General features: G+C 57.8%; 15 protein-coding genes. 7 read left to right on the top strand and 8 right to left on the bottom strand.

What is annotated here, in order from left to right; translation table 11 throughout:
• Positions 1-21: 21 nt before the first annotated feature.
• From K227x_RS30015 to K227x_RS30005, 3 genes are read right to left on the bottom strand one after another with little or no spacing between them, the layout of a single operon-like run.
• A complete protein-coding gene (locus K227x_RS30015; protein ID WP_145176908.1) occupies positions 22-444 on the bottom strand; it encodes a hypothetical protein in 423 nt (140 codons plus the stop codon).
• Positions 441-1,925, bottom strand: a complete 1,485-nt coding sequence (locus tag K227x_RS30010) for a helix-turn-helix domain-containing protein (RefSeq protein ID WP_145176905.1) — start codon at positions 1,923-1,925, stop codon at positions 441-443. The genes K227x_RS30015 and K227x_RS30010 overlap by 4 nt, the downstream gene beginning before the upstream one ends.
• 57 nt (positions 1,926-1,982) lie before the next feature.
• Positions 1,983-2,306: a calmodulin-binding protein gene (locus K227x_RS30005; RefSeq protein WP_145176902.1), complete on the bottom strand. Its 324-nt coding sequence runs from the start codon at positions 2,304-2,306 to the stop codon at positions 1,983-1,985.
• Between the two features lie 439 nt (positions 2,307-2,745).
• On the opposite strand from K227x_RS30005, the gene K227x_RS30000 reads away from it, so the two are divergent.
• Positions 2,746-4,296 carry a hypothetical protein gene (locus K227x_RS30000; RefSeq protein WP_218933651.1) on the top strand — a complete coding sequence of 517 codons (1,551 nt, stop codon included), beginning with the start codon at positions 2,746-2,748 and terminating at the stop codon, positions 4,294-4,296.
• A 166-nt stretch (positions 4,297-4,462) separates the two neighbouring features.
• On the top strand, positions 4,463-5,143 hold the full coding sequence (locus K227x_RS29995) for a DUF3299 domain-containing protein (protein ID WP_145176899.1): 681 nt from the start codon (positions 4,463-4,465) through the stop codon (positions 5,141-5,143).
• Between the two features lie 94 nt (positions 5,144-5,237).
• Here K227x_RS29995 and K227x_RS29990 read toward each other — a convergent pair whose 3' ends face one another.
• Positions 5,238-5,501 carry a FliM/FliN family flagellar motor switch protein gene (locus K227x_RS29990; protein WP_145176896.1) on the bottom strand — a complete coding sequence of 88 codons (264 nt, stop codon included), beginning with the start codon at positions 5,499-5,501 and terminating at the stop codon, positions 5,238-5,240.
• A gap of 494 nt (positions 5,502-5,995) precedes the next feature.
• Here K227x_RS29990 and K227x_RS29985 point away from each other — a divergent pair, with 494 nt between their 5' ends.
• Together K227x_RS29985 and K227x_RS29980 are read left to right on the top strand one after the other, a co-directional pair.
• Positions 5,996-6,775 (top strand): NRDE family protein, encoded by a 780-nt coding sequence (locus K227x_RS29985; protein WP_145176894.1) that lies wholly within the window; start codon positions 5,996-5,998, stop codon positions 6,773-6,775.
• 117 nt (positions 6,776-6,892) lie between these two features.
• Positions 6,893-7,867, top strand: a complete 975-nt coding sequence (locus K227x_RS29980; RefSeq protein WP_145176891.1) for an NAD-dependent epimerase/dehydratase family protein — start codon at positions 6,893-6,895, stop codon at positions 7,865-7,867.
• Positions 7,868-8,188: 321 nt separating this feature from the next.
• On the opposite strand, the gene K227x_RS29975 is transcribed toward K227x_RS29980, so the two are convergent.
• The 4 genes from K227x_RS29975 to K227x_RS29955 form a co-directional block, all read right to left on the bottom strand.
• On the bottom strand, positions 8,189-8,785 hold the full coding sequence (locus K227x_RS29975; protein ID WP_145176887.1) for a hypothetical protein: 597 nt from the start codon (positions 8,783-8,785) through the stop codon (positions 8,189-8,191).
• Between the two features lie 236 nt (positions 8,786-9,021).
• Entirely contained in the window at positions 9,022-10,914 is a 1,893-nt protein-coding gene (locus K227x_RS29970; RefSeq protein WP_218933650.1) for an EF-hand domain-containing protein, read from the bottom strand.
• Positions 10,914-12,272: a DUF1501 domain-containing protein gene (locus K227x_RS29960; RefSeq protein ID WP_246146383.1), complete on the bottom strand. Its 1,359-nt coding sequence runs from the start codon at positions 12,270-12,272 to the stop codon at positions 10,914-10,916. The genes K227x_RS29970 and K227x_RS29960 overlap by 1 nt, the downstream gene beginning before the upstream one ends.
• 198 nt (positions 12,273-12,470) lie before the next feature.
• Positions 12,471-14,033: a DUF1549 domain-containing protein gene (locus K227x_RS29955; RefSeq protein WP_145176878.1), complete on the bottom strand. Its 1,563-nt coding sequence runs from the start codon at positions 14,031-14,033 to the stop codon at positions 12,471-12,473.
• 377 nt (positions 14,034-14,410) lie between these two features.
• Between K227x_RS29955 and K227x_RS29950 the strand changes: the two genes are divergently transcribed.
• From K227x_RS29950 to K227x_RS29940, 3 genes are all read left to right on the top strand, one after another.
• Complete coding sequence (locus K227x_RS29950) at positions 14,411-14,785, top strand: hypothetical protein (RefSeq protein WP_145176876.1); 375 nt, start codon at positions 14,411-14,413, stop codon at positions 14,783-14,785.
• Positions 14,786-15,069: 284 nt separating this feature from the next.
• Positions 15,070-15,645, top strand: coding sequence for a hypothetical protein (locus K227x_RS29945; protein ID WP_145176873.1), 576 nt, complete (start codon positions 15,070-15,072; stop codon positions 15,643-15,645).
• A gap of 157 nt (positions 15,646-15,802) precedes the next feature.
• A complete protein-coding gene (locus tag K227x_RS29940) occupies positions 15,803-16,981 on the top strand; it encodes an FAD-dependent monooxygenase (protein ID WP_145176870.1) in 1,179 nt (392 codons plus the stop codon).
• Positions 16,982-17,014 lie beyond the last annotated feature (33 nt).

Here is a 17,014-nt window from a genome sequence, read left to right as displayed (position 1 = left end):
AGGCATGCAAAACGCTTTGCGTCAGTCTAGGTGCTTCAGCGAATCTGCGAAGTAGCCTTGGATCAATCGTTGCCAGCGCGGCAGTTCCTCGACGTGCCGCATCATCACCGACACCCTCAACTCGGAAAGCACGGTCCGTTGCGGTGCCGAGAGGTCCGTCACCGCAGCGATCTGAAGCACGTGGGGGCTGGCAATCGATACAGCCCGTATTCGGTCCACTCGATCGACCAGATCGTCGGATTGGATTGACCACACAATGACCGCCTGACGGTGACCGCTGATCGCGGCGGTGATCCGGTCCGGCATGACCGGAATGATCGAAGCGGAAAGTGGGGGGGGCATCATGGCGGGAACGAATCGACGCGATGCGGTCAGCCAACGTGACCCCGATTCGCATACCAACCAGGGCCGCAGCTGGCTGCGCTGGACAGGCAATTCGATCATGACTTTGGCGGTCTCTTTCCAGGCGACTTTGCGGTTGACGTGTCGGAGGACCGTTCCGGGGACGATCTGACCTTCGAACTCTGGTCACCGGCCGATCGCTGCTCGGCTTCGTCCAGTTTTCGCAACAATCGTGATCGGCTGATGCCCAGCCGCCGCGATGCTTCGGCGCGATTGCCATCGGCCGCGTCCACCGCTTCGTTGATCAACCGCATCTCGTATCGAAAGACCGCGTCGTCCAACGACACGGCGGTCGACTTGGCCACCGCCGAGGCACCACCGGGACGGTACGAACGAATCGCCAACGGAAGATGTTCGGGCGCGATGGACGAACCAGTGGTGGCGCGAACGGCGTGCCGGATCGCGGCGTCCAGTTCGTCAAAGTTGCCTGGCCAAGGATAGATCACCAACGCGTCGAGCGCCGCGCGGCTGATCCGTTCGGCACTTCCGTCGCCAGCGGCACGGCGATTGTCCAACAGCGCGGTCGCCAACAACGGGATGTCATCGACACGGTCCGATAGAGGTTCCATCGGTACCGATAAGGAACTTAGGATTTCGATCAGGGCGTCGCACAGCCCGCGTTGGTGCGACGCATCGATGGCCAACGGATCGATCGATATCGGATCATGATCGTCGGGCAGTGTCGCTGGCCGGACACCACACAGCGCCAATAGACGCAGTCGTCCGCCGTAGGTTGAATGCAGATCGGACAAACGCAACTGGGCGTCCAGTGGCATTTCGTCCAGATGGCGGACCAGCGCGGTCGAGACCGCCGATGACGAATCCGACAAGCGGTCGATCAACGGCATCAAGGTGGCATCCAACAGTTCCGGATCCATCAATGATCCATCGACGGTCACGATCGGTTCACCCGGCGCGGCTAGTTGGTGGATTCGTGTCGCGATCAGCTCGGACGCGCAGCCCGGGGGGCCAAAGAAACCGATGTCGGTGCGAGTCGCAGCGGCCACCTGCAGTCGTCGCCGCAAGCGCTTGGCGGATTTGGATACACCGGCTGTGGCGATCGTCGTCAGCGATGCGTGGTGTTTCCGCCAACGGTCCAGCCGTTGCCGAAGTTCGACCGCGTCTTTCCATTCGCCATCGGTACCTCGGTCGTCAAACGAACCGGCGACAGCGATCGTGATCGCATCCTTGCCATGCCCGATGCGGACGAAGCGAACTTCGATCGGATCACGGCGTGGGGTACCATCGATCGCTGGGATCTGAACCCGCAGCGAAGCGGTGCCACGTTGGGCAAGCCCAGGTGGCGGCGACAACGACGCAGCGATCCGGTCCAGTGGGTCGTCGGATACGGTCGCACCGGCGACACAGCGACGGCCCACCATCGGTTGGACATCGCGGTCCAACCAAGTCGCAACACCGGCGGATAGGTACACCAGATTTCCGTCGGCACCGATGACCCACACCGGCGCGTCGAGTGAATCGAGCAATCGACCGAAGATGCGAATTTTGGTGCCGGTATTCATGGTTCCCTGGGTGTATCAGTCGTCCGAAAACCCGCGGCCAGTGAAAACCGTCAGGTCCTAGAACACGTCCAGGATAAACTGATGTCCGCTGTGGTACCGGCGGCTGCTGGGATAGAAGTTGTGCCACTTCTTGTTGTAGACCGGGATCCGCATCTCTTGCGGATAGCGGTGATACATATCATCGCTGCTACGAAAATACTCTTGCCCATAGAAGTTTTGGGGATAGTAAACGTAGGGATAGTGATAAAAGCGGTTCCAGTCGCGTGTATCGGCCTGGCCACCCCAGTTTTGGCCGTAGGCTCGTTGATCGGCCGAGGCGATATCGGATGTGGCCAGGTAGCTTCCAAGAAGCGCGGTGGCGATCAATAGATGACGAAGCATCAGGGTGTCCCCCCTCGAGACGTGTGGCGCGGTGTGCGTCACGGTAGTTAGCGTTGGGCGGAAAATAAGTGTCTGACCCGTTTTGCCGGGATCGATCCCTATCTAGCGCGTTTTTAAACCTGATTGCCCGTCGATGCCCAAGACCATCGGACGACCAAAACCCGGTGTACCGTCACTATCGGCATGTTCGATAGGAACGGTTGAGCCGTTCAGGGTCGGATTTTGGTTAGAACCGGATGTTTTGGGTCGTCGCAGACTGTTTCGCCGCGATCCGCGGACCCCGTGACGACCCAAAAAGCTGGCCCAATCCAAAAAACTGGGCCGAACAAGTCGACCTGACAACTTCAGACTTCTCAATCTGCTCCATTGGCACCTATGATTAGGGCGTTGGTGGTTTCCCGCCGCCTTGCATTTGACGATTCAATTTTTTGGTGCCTGGATGTTTGATTCGCTTTGCCGCACGGTCCTGAACCCTTCGTCGGCTTCGACCGGTCGGTTGGTGCGTGTTGCCGCTGTCACGACACTTGCCGTCATGATCTTGGTTGGGCCCGCGGCCACCCGCTCGCAGGCCTGCCCGTTCTGTAACGCGGTCTCGCAGACGCTGCGGCAAGAAATGGCGGCCATGGATGCCGTGGTCATCGCGACCGCCACCCAAAGTGATTTGACGCGGAACAAAGACACCGGCGAAATTTCGATGAAAGTCGACGTCGTGCTCAAAGGTGACCAACACGTTACCGCCGGCAGCGAAGTCAAAGCGATCTATTACGGCGAAGTCAGCATCGGTCGCCGATTCATGCTTTCCGGCGTCGATCCCCCCGATATGCAGTGGTCCTGCTTGCCGATCAACGAACGCTCGGAAGAGTACGTCAAACAGGTCGCGAAGATGGACGAAGCGACCCCGATCGATCGCCTGCGGTTCTATTACAAGTTTCTGCAGGACGACGAGTCCATGCTGGCTCGCGATTCCTACGACGAATTCGCGGTCACGCCCTACCCCGTGGTCAAGGCTCTGGCACCAGAAATGGACCACGCCCAATTGGTCCAGTGGATCACCGATCCCGATACGTCGACCGATCGCAAACGTCTGTTCCTGACCATGCTGGGCGCCTGTGGGGACGAAAAGGACCTGCCGATGCTAGAGGGAATGCTGCGGAGCACTCAAAAGAGCACTCGTGGCGGGCTGGATGCGTTGGTCGCTTGCTACCTGACCTTGGGTGGTGAAAGCGGTTTGCCGCTGGTCAACGAATTGTTCCTGAACAACAAAGACGCTCCCTACGCCGATACCTACGCCGCGATCATGGCGATTCGCTTTCACGGCACCGAAGGCGACGTGATCCCGCGAAGTGCGCTGGTCGAATCGCTGCATCACGTGCTGGACCGGAAAGATCTGGCCGATCTGGTCATCCCCGACCTGGCTCGTTGGGACGATTGGACTCAGATCGATCGATTGGCACAATTGTTCACCGATGCCGACCCGGACAACAATTGGGTACGAGTTCCTGTGGTGAACTACCTGCGTGCCTGCCCGCTTCCGAAGGCTCAGGAAGCACTGGAAAAGCTGGAAAAGATTGATCCTCAAAGCGTCAAACGAGCCAACACGTTCTTTTCGATCCCCGTTCCGGCTCGTGACACGACGGGAGACGGCACCTCGGTCGTCCAGCCTTCGGATCACGCCTTCGCATCCACATCGCTTGGTTTGCAGTCAGATCGATTGTCCGCCCCCGATTTACTGGCAGCCCACAACCGTCCTCGGATCGGCCAACCGTTGGCCCAACGGGTCTCGGTTTCGCGGGTCTCGGTTTCGTCGGCCCCGCTTTCATCGAGCCGGCTTTCTGTCGTCGCACCGGTCGCCACCATGGCACCGGTCGCCGCGGTAATGAACCCTTGGCGATTCGCTTCCGTACTGTTGATGGCGGTCGCCACGGTGGTGATCGCCCAGTTTCTGTTGCTATCCGGCGGTGCCCCGTCACACAGCCAACAGGACGCTTAGGACGGCTTTTGCACTGGGTTGGATCAACCGGGCGAGCCGAGGGGGGTGGCGGAAGTCAAACAGACTTATGCATCTAACCCTTTCCCGATCAGACTCTTGAAGGGTTTCGGAATCCTAAAAGAATACGATTCAGACACTCGTTGTGGGCCCGAAGGTCAAACCAGAAATGTCGGCTGAGATTCAAATGTCGTCGGTGGTCGATCAGACCTCGTCGTATCCCTATCGAGCGGTCAGTCGATCGGCGATCGTTTCGATCATTTTGTTCGTGATGGCCCTGCCCGGACTGCTGTCCGCCTTTGTTCCAATGCTGGGACTCAGCGTGATCGGCATCGGCGCGGCGCTGGTTTCATTGCGGTCGATCAGCCGGTTCCCGGATGAATTCGGCGGCAAGGGATTGGCGGTTGCCGGCCTGTCACTGAACCTGGTGCTGCTATTGGGCGGCATCTCGATGCACACCTACATCTACCTGACCGAAGTGCCAGATGGATACACACGTGTTCAGTTTTATGACCTGCAACAGGCCGATGGCGGTCCGGATCAGCCAACCGAAGCGGCCACCACGATCCACGGCCAGGACATTTTCCTGAAGGGTTACATTCACCCGTCATCCGGCAGCGGCTTGTTGAAACACTTCATTTTGGTACCCGACCTGGGGACCTGTTGCTTTGGGGGGCAGCCCAAAAGCAGCGATATGATCGAGATCACCTTGAGTGGTGGCCAGACGACAAAAGCCGGCCTGACGAAGAAAAAGCTGGCCGGCAAGTTCTTGGTGACCCCAGCACCGCAGCAGGTCACGGATTTCGACAACAACATCTTCTACCGCATGAAAGTCGATCAGGTCCGCTAAGGGCCGGCCAGAGGCATGGGATTGATCGTTTTACCGCTCGGGCATCGCCCAGCGCGTTTCTCCGCTTTGCCCGGCTCGATTCTCAACGGCCTGCTTAGTCTTCTTGCTTGGGGCCCAGGATTTCGCGGATCCGTAAACCGAACTTGTCGCCGATCTTGATCGTTTCGCCCGTAGCGATGGGGGTCCCACCGGCCTCGAGCGTCAACGGTTCGTCGCAGTGGGCGTCGAATGTCAGCATCGAACCGGGCACCAGATCAACGATTCGCTGCAGCGGCACCATTTTTCGGGCCAGCGTGACGTTGACCGGTGTCTTGATCGACAGCACCGATTTGGAATATTTGCTCTGCAAGTCAGCCATCGGTTCAGAAAGCCATGCCGTGATTGGGAAGGATCAAGATACGAAAGCCTACGTCCATTTGTCGGTCGCGTTGGTCCCCCAGGGGACATCCAACCACGCCGATGTTCCGGGCATCTGCCCGAAGTACCGAGATCGGGTACCAAGATTCAGACAAATCCAGCGAACATGGACTGTCATCCGACGTGTCTTGGTGCCGTCGACTGATCGCTAGCGTCGCCCCATTGCTGCGTTTTGCTAGGTCCGGAACAAGGCGTCTGTAAGGTGTATCGGTCTGGCTGACCGCCAAAGATTGCCCAGAGTGTGCTTAGAATCGCCAAAAAGCGGCTCAGGAACGCTAAATTTTGCCAGTTTCCCCCCATTAGGGGGTGTGGGTGGCTGATTACCGTAGATACATTGGTCCGCATCGGAGTGATGCGTTCTTGGCAGCAAGCCAATCGCGTCCCCCGATTTCGGCGTTTACCAAACCACTGATCTTTGAAATAGAAAGCTGCGAGATGTGCTTACTGGCTGTTCAGTACCGATTGGTCCCCGAAAGTCCGATTTTGGTAGCAGCAAACCGTGAAGAGTACATCGATAGGCCGAGTTTATCGCCATCGATTCAATCTGGTAAACCACGGGTGCTATGCGGAGTCGACCAAAAAGCGGGTGGCACCTGGCTAGGGGTCAACCAAAACGGCTTGTTTGTCGGGCTTTGCAATCGTGCGACCACGATGCCGCTGTTCGGTCAACGTTCGCGAGGTCTGCTAGCTTTAGACCTGCTGCGTTGCGGATCGGCAAGCCGTGCATTGGAAAAGGCCGAAACCGAGTTCGCAAAGATCCGTTACGAAGGCTGTAACATCATCATCGCGGACGCCAAGAACGGTTACGCGATCCACGCTGACGAGCGTCAGGATGTGGTCGAACTGAAAGACGGTTTGAACATCATCGGATCGCGAAACCTGAATGATCCCGAAGATCAACGGGTCCAGATGGCTCGCCGCCTGCTGACGCTTCAAACGTTGGATTCGCCGGTCAAGTTCCTGGCGGTCGCTAGCAAAGTGTTCGCTCGTGCCCCTGTCGGTCCAGGCCGCCCCAGCATGGTCGTCCGCAACGGCGACTACGCGACGGTCAGCAGCACGTTGATCGCGCTGGGTGTGAAACCCCGGGACGCGATCTATCAGTTCTCCAACGGTGCTCCTGACGAATCGAAGTACGAAGATTTCTCGCCCATGTTGCGAGACATCCTTAGCCGCGGACTTCGCGAAGCTCGTACCAAGGCCAAGGCATCCAGCTAGTCGCCAAAGTCAGTAAACGCTAACTTCTTTTGACGATGGATCGGGTGTACCCCGGTTCATCGTTTTTTTGTTGGCTCCGTCCATGTTTCAACCTGTCCAATAGATGATTGTTTGCCGATGACCGAAAAGTATCTCAGCACGCTCGACGGTTCCCGATGTTTGATCACCGGTGGTGCAGGTTTCATTGGATCGCACCTGATCGATTCGCTGCGGTCGCAGGGATCGTTTGTGCGGGTGTTGGACAACTACAGCACCGGATACGCGCACAACCTGGATCACGTGCGTGACGACCCCATGGTGGAGATTGTCGAAGGCGATGCATCGGACGCTTCGGCAGTCAAGAAATGTGTCGACGGGATCGATGTGATTTTTCACCACGCCGCCATGGCCAGCGTCCCACGCAGCATGCGGGAACCGGCGGTGTGCCACGCATGGACGACGACCAGCACCGTGGAATTGCTGCGGGCGGCGACAGATGCAAAGGTCCGCCGGCTGGTGCTTGCATCGACCAGTGCGGCCTACGGTGATTCGGCGTTCGTTTCCAAACGAGAAACCGATCCGATCGCGCCGCTGTCGCCCTACGCAGCATCCAAGTTGGCGTCCGAGGCGTATTGCAAAGCGTTCCAAAGCAGTTTTGATATCGAAACGGTGATCCTGCGTTATTTCAACGTCTTCGGACCACGCCAGGATCCGCAAAGCGAGTACAGCGCGGTCATTCCAAGGTTCGTTTCGATGATCCTGTCGGGCAAACAGCCGACGATCTATGGCAACGGGCTTCAGTCACGCGACTTTGTCTATGTCACCGACGTGGCCAAGGCAAACCTATTGGCGGCGACGGTTCCCGATGCGGCCGGAGGTACCTTCAACGTGGCTCGCGGGGAACGCACGACATTACTGGAATTGCTGACCACGCTAAGCCAGTTGCTTGGTGAAACCATCGAACCGATTCATGAACCGCCCCGCGCCGGCGACGTCCGGGACTCGCTAGCCGATGTCTCGCAGGCCCGCAATCGTTTGCATTTTGAACCCGATGTTTCGATGAGCCAGGGTCTGGCCAACAGCATCGATTACTACCGCAAGATGGCTAGCTAAGCAGACAGCAATGATGGCCTAGAAAACCATCACCCGTGTGGGCCAACGCTGTGAAGCATTTCGTAGCGGAAGTCGTCAAGACTTTCGGTGATCTCCCATCCGAGGCCGAAACTCTTGACGAGTTCCGCTACGAAAAAACGCCCCAAGCATAGTGAATAAACGCTTCACAGCGTTGCCCTAGGCGGCTAATCAACCGAAAGTCACCTAGCTGCCTGCTTATTTCGACTTGTGTGCTTTGGTGTGGCGCCGGGAAGAAAGTTCGAGTTTAAGTTCGAGTTCGAGTTTAAGTTTTTGAACTCTTAATCAGGTGATGCGCGGCATTCATTGGCGAAGCATCTTTGCGACTGCCCGCAGCACCATCGACGGATCGATTTCGGCGGCCGCAAACTGGAACGTGGTCACCACCTGACTGTCTTGGGCGACCACGATCGTCACGTCGTCTTGATCGTCAATGCGATATCCAATCGGACCGTGTTGCAAGTCTTCGGCCACCACGATCGGGACCAACTTGGCCTGCGACTGGTCCAAAAACTGGTCCGCTGCCGATCGGGTTTCGGTGGCGTTGTCACCCAGGAAGGTCACCAGCCCTCGCAGCCGAGACGATTCATTGGACTCGATCGCGGCATCTAGCTTTCGGACCAATTCCACCGCCTTGGGCCCGGTCTTTCGTGCAAAGACCAACACCATCGGGCTGGACCCATAGCGGCATCGGTAGCACAGGTCAGCGCCCGGTTCGACTCCGTCATCCAACGCGCCGCCGACCTTCAAGACGCGAAACGCACCGATCGGGTCACCCGTCTTTAGCCCGGTCGGGGGAACGCTTTCGATTGCGTGGGCGACCGGCGTGGTCAGTGATCCGGTGATGAACCAGACCGCACTGACCCATAGACAGGTCATCGAAATGGATGGACGTTGCATGGCCGACATCTCCGAACGAAGAAAGACAGGCGTCTGCGATGGCTAGAAAAGCCGAGCCATCGAAGTTGAATTTGAAAAGCTTTGAAAAGTGACTCTTACGAATGTCCCTCGATTGCCGGGATCCGCCGTGGTCATTGCCGCCTATGATCTGGCCAAAGGAATGCCTTCGAAACCCCTGCTAGGGGTGATCCGATCGCGAAAACCTGCATTTTCCTGATCAGGACGGGGACGGACGTTCAGTCTTGGGCTTCGATTTCGTCGCCACCAATGAAACCATCCCCATTGTGGTCAAAGTTGGCAAACTGTTTGGGGGTCCCCAGGAACTCGACGGGCGAAATGTCGCCATCCTGGTTGGCATCCATGGCGGATGCCCATCGAGGCCGTTGGTCCTGGTCTTCGGTCACCACTGGCCGGGACATCGAAAAGGTTTGATCGTCCAGTGCGGGATCGCCGCGGCCCAGTCGAATCCAAATCGTATCGGGCAGGTCGTCGATGGTGGTCACCGATTCCAACCGGTCGGCAGCGGCAGATTGTTCACGCTGGGAAATGGATCGATCATTGTTGGTATCCAGCCATGCGAAGACAACGTCCGACACCTCCGCCGCCCTTCCTCGGATCTGCCATCGCCAAATGGAATCGCCCACCGCTTGGGCGGACGCAACCGTTTCAATCACAACCCGAATTCGATCATCGGCGTACATCAAAGATCGCGTTCCACCGCTGGGCGAATCCCCGTGGATAGTCGCCGCAGATTCCATCGGTCGTCCGGATAGAATTTGGTGGATCTCGGGTGCATCGAGTCGTGTTCCGGTGTTCTCCTCCGATGTCGACGCGTCCCACTGAATCGCTAGCCGAAGATCGGCTGGCACTTCAAGCAGCCCCTCGGCCTCTTGCGTGGATACCGATTGGTTTTGATCCTGGTCCAAAACATCCTTTAGATTTCGCTGGATATGAAAGACCAGCGTTGGATCGTCACGCTGCAGAACGTAGGCGACCGTTGACCAATCGATGTAACCATCCAGATCCATAGCAACATCACCACGGCGATGGGTCCGCCGGCGGTCCCACGCTTGATCGGTCGCACCAGCGGACATTGGTCTGGCTTCATCGATGCTGATTTTGCTGTCGCCATTGCGATCCAGTCGCGTGGCGATCACCTGTCCCGATGCCACGCGTTCCCGATCATCCAAGCGACCGTTTCCATCGGCATCGATCACTTGCCACAATGTGGAATCATCGCGATTGGCATGTCGAAACGAACGAGTCCCCAGCACACGAAAGGCCGATGCGAAATTGGATGCTTGAAACAAAAACCGTGTCGCTTCGTCCACTTCGACCATTCGGTTTCGATTGCGGTCATAAAGGCGATGCACGTTGTCCAGGTTGGCTACCGATCGCACGACGGCGTCCCCAAACAACATCGGCTGCGACTGGACATGGTCCGCCAGCGATTTCCAGCTCGTTGGATCACCTGTACCGGCAGCCGCGTCTTCCAGCACGCTGACGACCCACTGGTTCATCGCGTCATCGATGGGGTGATCGTTGATTCGCAGATCCAAATCGATGATCAACGGTCCCAAGGTGGTCGGAACCCAAACGCGATGCCAGTCGATATCGGCAAGCGGATCGCTGGGTTCGACGGCAACCATCGAATCCGAACCCGGCAGCAATGGATCCTGCGGTTGGCTACCGGATAGCAAAGCGGCTTGCTCGGCCATGTCCCGGTCGCCTGTGTCTCGGTCGCCTGTGTCTCGGTCGCCTGTGTCCCGGTCGCCTGTGTCCCGGTCGCCTGTGTCCACCAGCGCCGCCATCTTGGCGGGCGGATCCGTCGCCTGCGGGTCCCCCACATCGGACATCGCGGCAGCGTGTTCTTGCTGAACATCGCCTGGCGGATCTTGGGTGGCGCCGGCGGGTTCGTTCAGCTGGTCCCCATTGGGTTGGCCGCTGGATACTTGGCCACTGGATACCTCGTCACTGGATACTTGGGCATTGGGCGGGACATCGGTTCGGCGACATCCCGTCGGCACCACGACGATGCAAAAACTAGCGACCAGCATCGCCGCCATTCTTCGCTGTCGTCGTATCCGCGATGGGGCCAACGCGATCGAAACCGGATCAGATCGTGACATCACGACTGCAAAACCTCGTTCACGACGCGGCCGTCGGCGATTGCGATGGGACGACCTCCGCCTGCGATGTTTTCGGTTTCCGGAGCCACGTCTAATGCTGTGCACAGCGTCGAAAGCAGATCGCGTTGATCGATTTTGCCGTCCGTCACCTCGTTGCCATCGTCGCTAGTGGATCCGTAGGTTTGTCCGCCGGCCACGTTGCCGCCGGCCAGCACGCAGGTGAACGCTTGGGGGAAATGGTCGCGACCACCGGCGGCGTTGACCACGGGTGTACGGCCAAATTCACCGGCCCACAGAATCGTCGTCCGCTGCAGCAGTCCGCGGTCATCCAGATCTTCCATCAACGATGCCCAGCCGTCGTCCAGTTGTCGGCTTAGGTTGGCGACCTGAGCAAAGTTATCGGCGTGGGTATCCCATCCGACGCCACTGCCTAAGGTGACTTCGACCAATGGTGCGCCGCGTTCGATCAATCGGCGAGCCATCAGACAGCCCTGGCCAAAAGTACCCGAACCATACCGCTGGCGTGTTGCATCGGCTTCGGCCGACAAGTCGAATGCATCTTTGACGCTGCTGTTCATCATGTCGATCGCAGCGTGATAGACGGTGTTGTGCGCATCGACATTGGCGGTGGATCGTGAACGCAGGAAGTCCGACTGCATGGATTCCCACAGCGCCATTCTCGCTTGATGGCGGTCTTCCGAAAGGTGGGCTGCCCGATTCAGAAAGTCGACTTTCAATTCTGCGAAGCCGCGTGCCGGATCGTTCCCACCCACCGCTTCGACCGTGGTCGCGGCATGCTTCGGACCCAGAAAGCCGGGCCGAATCGATGGCCGACTTAACGGGCTAGGTGCGATCGTGACGTAGCCCGGCAGCGTCTTGTCCGTCTGCATCGGATGGTTGTCGGCGAGCGCCTTGGACAACGAACATCCGATGGCGGGATAGTCCACCGCGGATCCGGCGATGAACCCCGTTCGCATCAGCGTGGCACCGCGCAGGTGATCGCCTTCCTTGGTGCTGACGCCCCGCAGGATCGCCATCGACCCGGCCTGTTTAGCCAGCCGCGGCAGGTGTTCGCTGAATCGGATTCCTGGCACACTGGTCGACACCTCTTGGATGGTGCCGCCGTTGCCATGTTTGGGTTTCATGTCAAAGGTGTCGATCTGACTCGGCCCGCCTGACATCCACAGCAGCACGCAGTGCCGCCCCTGGCGGGTCAGCGATTCGGTCGCCGCTGATAGACTGGGCAGCCAACCGCTGGTTGATCCACCGCCCAGGCTGGCGCTGATGATCGAACCGCCACCAACCGTGGCCCTGCACATCCATGATCGTCGCGACATCGCGGGGGTCTTAGGAAACATGATTCGCTCCGCGGGAGAATAGGGAATAGCAAGGTAGCGAAACTGGCCAACGGTCTGTCGATCTCGTTAGCCGTTTAGGCCAGCGTTGTGAAGCATTTCGTAGCGGAAGTCGTCAAGACTTTCGGTGATCTCACATCCGAGGCCGAAAGTCTTGGCGACATTCGCGATGGTTGCTCAGGTCTTTTGTGGGACAAGCTACTAGGGACAAACGGCGCATTCGGCGGTGTTGATCAAAACCCACAGCAGGTCGCTGATGGCTTCACGGCGAGTGCTTTGGGATTCGGCGGTGGCTAGGTGGTCAGCGAAACGGATCGCTTCATCGTCGCTGGGCGGACGCGATAACGTTGCCAGAAACAGGGTTTCAATGATGGTGTCTTGATCGAAAAACGGTGCTTCGATGCCCGACAACAGTCCGCTGTGAATCGGGTTGGTCGCCATCGCGGTTTCCGTGCCGTTCAGCAACGCCAACACCTGGACCAAGCCGTGCGGATAATCCCGCGGCGATGCACCGGGTGCCCGCATGCGAGCCAGAAACTGGGCTTTGGCAGCGGATGCGGCGTTGAACTGATCCGCAGGTGACGCATCGTTGCGGTGGAAAACGTTGCGTTGCAGACTGTCATAGAACTGGACCCCCGATAGCGTTTTGACCTGCATCGCGGCAAAGGAATCATCCGGTGGCCGTTCGCCTTCGTCGACCTTGCTGGACAAACCGTAGGCATCGGTTTTGGCTAGCTGTGCGTACAACCAGCGAAGATCAAATTTGTGGGTCGTGAATTGGTCTGCCAACAGATCCAAAATTCTCGGGTGCGATGGTGTGTTGGCGGCGTCCATGGCATCGACCGGATCGACCAGCCCACGACCGAACAGGTCCGCCCAAACGCGGTTCACGGCGGCTCGTGCAAAGTACGGGTTGTCTCGCGATGCCAGCCAGATGGTCAGTTGTCGGCGGCGATGGTCGCCCGGGTCACGTTCCGGTGGCGATGTTGCGCCTGGATACCGTGGCAAGACGATCGTGTCGGTGTCGGGCAAGGTGACCTCGCCACCTGGTCGGTCCTCCAAAATCGGGGTGCGATTCATGCCGGATTCGGACGACTGAAGCTGAGAAAAGAACGCCGCGTAGCTCCAGAAATCTTGCTGAGTCCAACGATCAAATGGATGGTCGTGACATTGGGCGCACTGAATCTGAATGCCCAAGAAGATCCGTGATGTGGCCGCCGCCAACTTCTCGGGCTGTAACGAGTGCGATGTGTAAAAGATGGCCGGACCGGTGTCCCCTGCCCCGCCAGCGGTCAAGAAACGGCCCACCAGATGATCGTAAGGAACGTTGTCCAGAAACTGCAACCGCAACCATTGACTCAGCGACGCCACGTTGGCGTTTTGGATCGGATCGGTCAGAGAGTCCGCCGGCAGAATCGTTTCGGTCCAACGCGATGCCATATGAGCGGCATGTTCCGGAGACGCCAACAAGTGATCGACCAGCTTGTCACGTTTCTGGGGATCGTCGTCAGTGAGAAACTGGCGCACTTGCCACACCGGTGGGGCGACCCCGACCAAGTCGAACCATACCCGCCGATGAAACTCGGCATCGCTACTGGTGGGCGCCGCCGCAATCCCATCGCGTTGCCAAGATTCGGACAATATCTGATCGATGGCGGTCGATATCGAATCGGTCGAATCCGTAGCCTCGGTCCCCTTCGCTGCGCCCGAAACGAGCATCAGGACGCACCCTAGCAGCAAGCCGAAACCAAAACGGGCAAACATGATCTATCCCCAGGCAACAATCGGCGGAAACAAATAGGCCGCAGAATTGAGAACCATTCTATCCGATCCCCACCGGCCATTCCTAACCGAATCGGTAGAACGTTTCAGTCGCCGTTCGGAGTGCCGACGAAAGGCGGATTCCAACGCTCGCATCGATCGCAGCGAAGCATTTCGTAGCGGAAGTCGTCAAGACTTTCGGGGATCTCACATCCGAGGCCGAAACTCTTGACGAGTTCCGTTACGAAAAAACGCCCCAAGCATGGGGAATCAATGCTTCACAGCGTTGGCCCAAACGGCGAATAGGTTTCCTCGCCCAGTCGCTCCGCGATCACTTTCCCTGTTTCGCTGGCGATGACTATTGTTGGTAAATGGAAATCTTGTTTGAACTTCTCGGACAACTGGTTCTTGAAATCTTGGTGCAAGGCGTCTTCGAGCTTGGCGGCCGTGGCATCGTTGCCATTTTTCGCAAAGGATCGGCAACCAATGTTTGGTTGGCGATTGGCGGATATCTGTTGATGGGGGCGATTTCGGGTGCCATCACCGTGTGGGCGTTTCCGATGCACTTGCTCGCTTCGCCACGGATGCAGCTGCTGAATCTTGCCATCACCCCAATCTTGCTCGGCTTCATTTTCGAGGCGATGGGACGGTGGCGATCGAATCACGACAAACCTCGATATTCGGTGGATCGTTTTTCGTACGGGTTTACGTTTGCACTGACGATGGGGCTAATCCGTTTCTTCTTTGCAGCATAATGTGGCCGCACCGCCGCAGGTTTTGCCGCTCGCCTCGCCTCATATTCGCATCGCCCGTCCAACGAACCGTCGTGTCGAAGTCGTTGCATCTTCTTCCCCAATTCGTGTGACTGGTGTGATTCGTGGTCAAATCGATCGCGCTGGTTTGACCTCGAAGTAAACGAATCCAGCGAAGAGTCTGCGGGAACGGGGATTGGACCGACGCCGCGACGCCCCCTATGCTAGGGGCCTGCGAGATGGAGCACAGTGTTGTGCTTACGAAGTCGTAAAGGGAGAGAGACCTGATGATCTTGGCGCTCTATGGCTGTTGTTTCGCTTTGATGGTTCTGGTGGGTATCGTTGCGATTCCGTTGGACGTGCGGGAGCTGATCGTTGAAAACTGCAAGAACTCTCGAGGCCGCTTTCGCCGTCGGTATGTCGTCAAAGAAGCCGTTTCACTGGCACAATTTTACGGACAGGTTCTCCTCATCGCTGGGATCTTTGCGATGGTGCTGCTGTCCGGTCTGGTCATTTTGGATGGCTACATCAAGTTAGACATCATCGTCAGCGTGGCGGAGCAGGCGGACTGGGACTTGGTCCAGATGGAAGACAACCTTCGATCGTCACCGAACAACGTCGAACGCGAATTCCGAAAAGACCACATCGCTGAAGGTGGAACCAAAGAGTCCGCGCGCAGCACCATGCTGTTTCTGTGGACAGCGTTGCCTGTGATTCTGTTGCTTAGCTTCGTCGGTATGTTGACTGCCATGCGATTCTCTTCCGACGTGTTCGACCACGCCTTAAAGTCCCTGGCCAGCGACGAACTGGAAAGAAACCGCCGCCGCATCCGGCAACGATACCTGCGCGCATCGACGGCCTAAGCGTTTTTGCAAGCACGGCCATCCCAACGTTGATCGATCGCCGTTTGGTTGGCAAAAGACAGCCGTTTCGGTAACGTGATCAAGCAGGCTATGCCACTGACCTTTGGACGCTGGCATCAATCCCCCTGCACGGTGATCGTGTTCGATGGAGTGGAAGATGGACGTGGCGATACTGGGTGGTGGAATTGCCGGATTGGCGACCGCCATCTCGCTGAAGCAGATTGGGAAGACGGTTCGTGTGTACGAACGTCGGCGGTCCATGCATCACCTAGGCGCAGGGATCGTGTGCTGGCCCAATGCAACCTTTGTGCTATCGGAGCTGGGAGTTTTGGATCGACTTCGTTCGGTCGCCGGCGCCGTCACCGCGATGCGACGGATTTCGAAAACGGGGGACGAACTTGGAAGTCTTGACATCCGGCAACTGGATTCCGCGATGGGCTTCCCCAGCCTTTCCGTGCTGCGTCGAGACTTGATGCGAATCCTTGTCGGACGTGCTGATGAACTTGGGATCCCCATTCACTACGGGGCTGATGCCGCGATGATCGACGGCGTACAGGATGGCAACCGAGTGCATTTTTCCGATGGGACATCGACTCTTGCTGATCTAGTTGTGGGTGCCGACGGAAGAATGAACTCCGTCGCTCGTCGTTATGTGGTTGGCAACAACCAGCCCGTTTTTCAAGGCTTCGTCAATTGGATTGGTGTCTATCAGCGGGACTCGGCTTTTCAGCGATTGGAAATTTGTGACTATTGGGGACTGGGGGCACGGTTTGGGATCGTACCGGTTTCCGAAAGCACCGCGTATTGGGCTGGCGGTGTCGCCATCGCAGATGCGGATGGCGCTTGCGATTTGGACTCGATCGTTCAGCTGCGGCGGGCCTTTGATGGTTGGCCTGTACCCGTCGGCGAGATCGTTTCACAGGGGTCTGCTTCTGATACTCGGCGATTGATCCTGTACGACCATGACCCGCTGCCCCAATGGCACAAAGACAATGTGCTGTTGGTTGGGGATGCTGCCCACGCTGCGTTGCCAACATCGGGGCAAGGTGCTGGGCAGGCTTTGGAGGACGCGTGGGTGCTGGGCCGAGAATTAGCCGCGTTTCCCGGCGATCATGAAACCGCTATCGCAGCGTTCACACAAAAGCGCAGGGAGAAAACAGCGGGAATCACGTTGGCGGGGCGTAGATTGGCAGGGATCTTGTTCAATACCGATGAAACAGAATGTGCAGACCGCGACCAAAAGGCAACGCGAACGGACTATGCAGCGATGGTTGCGGGAATGGCGACCGGTTGGGGCGCTGGGCTTCCCATGGGCATCGAACATCGATTCGGCTAGTTTGCACCATCACCGGCGAAAGACTCTATAAAT

It is taken from the genome of Rubripirellula lacrimiformis (assembly GCF_007741535.1).
GTDB lineage: Bacteria > Planctomycetota > Planctomycetia > Pirellulales > Pirellulaceae > Rubripirellula > Rubripirellula lacrimiformis.
This window is presented reverse-complemented; position numbering and strand designations above follow the sequence as displayed.